The following is a 2,701-nucleotide window of genomic DNA, read 5'->3' as shown; positions in this document are numbered from 1 at the left end:
GAAAATAGAAAAAATAAATTTTTAAAAAAAATAAAATGAATTGAAAAATTTTATAAAAAAGATTATTCGATAAATGAATAAGCCTCAGACAGGATGACTGGAGCATTATCAACTACAACACCATTGTTTTTTAAAATGGCCTTATAATCTGCATGATGCCTTATGCTGATAAATTCATAATCCTTAGACCTAGATTCAACAATCAGCCTTTTACCCTTAAATTTCAAGATCTTGTCACTACCTTTAGAATTATCAGAATCTTGATTATTTAAGCTCCTTTTTTCAATCATTTCATCATTTGAGATTTTTTCTATCCGACCCTCTAAAATAAGGTCATTGATTATATTGAAAACCAATTCAAAGTCCAATTCCAAATCAATAGCTATTTCATCCAAAAAACAATCATTATACTTTATAAAATAACTTATAATTTCCTTTTTTGCCTCAAAATAATCGACTTTTCTAAAATTCGCTACCTTATAATTCTTCAATTGTTCTCTTATTGCTTCTCTTAAAAAGTCTGAAATGCTTAAATAATCCCCTTTTTCGATTAGATTTATTAATTGATTATGTATGTTAATTGGAACTTTTGTAGCAATGGTTTTGCCAATTTCCTTATTGTTTTTATTTATTTCTGTCATATTACCCCTCTTTTAATGAAAATTTAATATGTTAATAAATTGTGTTTAATTTAATATAAACTGATTTGAAATGCGAAAAAAATAAAAAACTTAAATGCACAATTGCACTGAATCACAATTGTGTAAAATCACAATAGGAGAAATAAATAAAATTAGTTAAAATATGATTAAAATGAGTAAAATGATGAAAAATAAGTTAAAATTAAAAAATAGAAAAAATAGGTTAAAAAGTAAATAAAAAATAGATAAAAAAGAAAATAAATAAAATTATTTATTTTGCATTGTCAAAGGATGCCTTTACAAATGAAGCGAACAATGGATGTGCATTGTTTGGTCTTGATTTGAATTCTGGATGGAATTGACATCCAATAAACCAAGGATGATCAGGCAACTCTACGATTTCTACTAAGAAATCATCTGGAGTTGTTCCTGCAATGACAAGTCCATTTTCAGTAAGAACATCTCTATATTCGTTGTTATATTCAAATCTGTGTCTGTGTCTTTCTTGAATGAGATCTTCACCGTAAGCCTCTTTGGTTTTGGTGCCATCTATCAATTTACATTCATAAGCACCTAAACGCATTGTTCCGCCCATATTCTTGATTTTCTTTTGCTCTTCCATCATATCAATAACTGGGTACTTAAGGTCAGACTTGAATTCACTGCTGTTTGCACCTTCCATACCGATTCTTCTTGCAAACTGAATGACCATACATTGCATACCTAAGCAAATACCGAATATAGGAACTTCATTTTCTATTGCGTAATCAACAGCCTGTAGCTTACCTTCAACACCACGGTCTCCAAATCCTCCAGGAATAAGGATACCGTCAAGTTTGGAAAGCTCTTCTTGGAAAGCCTTCAATTCTTCCTCATTTTCAACATCAACATCAGAGCTAAGGTATTCAATATTCATTTTAGCTCCGATTTTAGCTGCTGCATGATGTAGGGATTCTCTTATACTGATATATGCATCTTCCAATTCCACATATTTACCTACAATACCTATAGTTACAACAGGACTTTGTATTTTCAAGGAGTCGACGATTTCTGCCCATTCATTGAGAGTATTCTTATCATTTTCAAAATCAATTCCTAAATTAATTCTATTTGAAATGTATTGGCCAGCATTTTCCCTATCCAATACTAAAGGAACTTCATAGATTGATTGAGCATCAGGAGTGTTTACAACAGCATCAAATTCAACGTCACAGAAGTGAGCGATTTTTCTTTTCAAGTCATCATCGATAGGTTTTTGACTTCTTAAAACGATCATGTTAGGGTTGATACCCATACTTCTAAGTTCTTTTGAAGAGTGTTGAGTTGGTTTTGTCTTGAATTCACCGGCAGCATCCAAGTAAGGAACGAATGTTACATGAACAAACATGACATTTTCAGAGCCTTCTTCATTTCTCAATTGTCTTAAAGCCTCTAAGAATGGTTGACTTTCGATATCCCCTACAGTACCACCTAATTCAACAAGAACAACGTCGTAATCATCTTTAGCAGAGATTTCACGAACCATTTCTTTAATCTCATTTGTGATATGAGGGATAATCTGTACACATGCTCCTAAGAAATCACCTTTTCTTTCTTTGGAAATGACTGATTGATAGACCTTACCAGTAGTGATATTAGATATTCCAGGAAGCTCAACATCGAGGAACCTTTCATAGTGACCTAAATCAAGATCAGTTTCCATACCATCATAAGTCACGAACACTTCACCGTGTTGGTATGGGTTTAAGGTACCAGAATCCCAGTTTAAATATGGGTCAATCTTAATCGCTGCAACCTTCAAGCCGTAGGAACGTAATATACGGCCAATGGATGCAGAAGTAATTCCTTTTCCTATGGAACTAACTACTCCACCAGTTATTATAATATATTTAGTCAGACAAATCCACTCCTAATTAATTTAATAATTGATTTTATTGATTTTATAAATGAATTTTCTTAATATTTTTATAAAAAAATTCATTATGAATACTCATTAAAATATTAGTTTAATTTTATATATAAAATTTGTCTTATGATTTAAAAAAATTAAAAATTCTAAT

Annotated in this window: 2 protein-coding genes; both read right to left on the bottom strand. The window is 31.0% G+C overall.

All coding sequences use genetic code 11. The features are described from left to right. Positions 1–62: 62 nt before the first annotated feature. On the bottom strand, positions 63–641 hold the full coding sequence (locus ACKI67_RS03480; RefSeq protein WP_407462001.1) for a ribbon-helix-helix domain-containing protein: 579 nt from the start codon (positions 639–641) through the stop codon (positions 63–65). Between the two features lie 271 nt (positions 642–912). Beyond that, entirely contained in the window at positions 913–2,538 is a 1,626-nt protein-coding gene (gene pyrG, locus ACKI67_RS03475; protein ID WP_407462002.1) for a glutamine hydrolyzing CTP synthase, read from the bottom strand. Between the last annotated feature and the right edge of the window lie 163 nt (positions 2,539–2,701).

Origin of the sequence: Methanobrevibacter sp., assembly GCF_045577275.1 — an archaeon.
Classification (GTDB): domain Archaea; phylum Methanobacteriota; class Methanobacteria; order Methanobacteriales; family Methanobacteriaceae; genus Methanobrevibacter.
Note: the sequence above shows the minus strand (reverse complement) of the source record. Positions and strands in the feature narration are given on the sequence as shown.

Coding starts and splice junctions, on each gene's coding strand:
- ACKI67_RS03480 (WP_407462001.1), bottom strand. CDS start 641: ATGACAGAAATAAATAAAAACAATAAGGAAATTGGCAAAACCATTGCT.